The organism is Vibrio sp. Vb0937 (assembly GCF_033338855.1).
Genome location: NZ_JAWOTK010000376.1, coordinates 1 through 1113, shown reverse-complemented (window position 1 = coordinate 1113; position 1113 = coordinate 1). Strand labels below are relative to the sequence as shown.

General features: G+C 47.0%; 2 protein-coding genes. Both read right to left on the bottom strand.

All coding sequences use genetic code 11. From position 1 onward, the window contains the following. Positions 1-224, bottom strand: a 224-nt coding sequence (locus R7P67_RS25840; RefSeq protein WP_318086454.1) for a diacylglycerol kinase family protein, incomplete at its 3' end; no start/stop codon positions are given. Positions 225-233: 9 nt separating this feature from the next. Further along, on the bottom strand, positions 234-1113 hold an 880-nt coding region (locus R7P67_RS25835; RefSeq protein ID WP_318086453.1), incomplete at its 5' end, for a LysR family transcriptional regulator.

Below are 1113 nucleotides of genomic sequence, written 5' to 3'. Positions count from 1 at the left end.
ATAAGCGCCGAAGCAGCCTCATTGACAGTGCCATCGCCACCCGCAACAACAATACGCTCAATACCATCCGTTACCGCTTCTTTCACGAGACGCGGCATATCTTGCGATTCCCAAGTGACGCGAACTTGCACATCTACGCCCCTGTCTCTCATTTTCATGATGGCGTCTCTTAGCTCAGGATTACCGGCTTTTTTGCCGTTTAGAATCGCTCGTATTGTCTTCATATGGACTTCCTATTTCTTGATGACTTTCCCTGCGTGTTTGATTTGCGCGCGCAACCACTGATGAGCACTTTCATTAGTGCGACTAGGGTGCCAAATGGTGCAAAGATCGTAAGTTGTTACATCAAATGGAAACGGCAGTGCTTTCACATGATAGGTATTACTGAACAACTTAATCATCGATTCTGGCATCAAACCAATGTATTCGCTACCACAGATAACCGGCAACATTTCCAGTGCTCCTGCGGCTCGATACATGATTTTGCGTTTGTCCAAATCAACAATATCTTCTGCACTCAGCATGCTTTTTCGGCTTTGCCACTGCGATACTGCAACGTGTTCTTCTTCAAAAAACTGCTCTTGAGAAATGCTCTCAGCGATACGAGGGTGATCTTTGTTACACACCACCATCAAACGCTCAGTGATCACGGGTTCAACTTTCAAGACCGTTCTCCCGCGTGGCGCTAAATCGATAATCAAATCATAGCGTTGTAAGCGTAGATCACTTTCGTAATCCTCAGTAAACAGTGGGTGCACTTCCAAAGCGATATTCGGCGCTAACTCGTGAATCTGCTTCATCAACTGTGGCAGCAACTCGTAGCTTAAAATCGACACGCAAGCGATAGAGAAAATGCGATTGGAAACTTTAGGATCAAACTCAACCGATGCCGACAGCGTCGAGGTAAAGTTCTTTATCGCCGCAACCATGGCCGGATAAATATCGACAGCAAACGATGTTGGCTCAACACCAGAAGAACTGCGGTGAAACAATGGTTCGTCGTAGATATCGCGCAATCTTGCTAGCGCTTTACTCACCGCGGGTTGGGTGATGTCTAAACGTGCCGCCGCCCGAGACAAATTACGCTCTTCGTAGATGGCGATAAAAATGGGG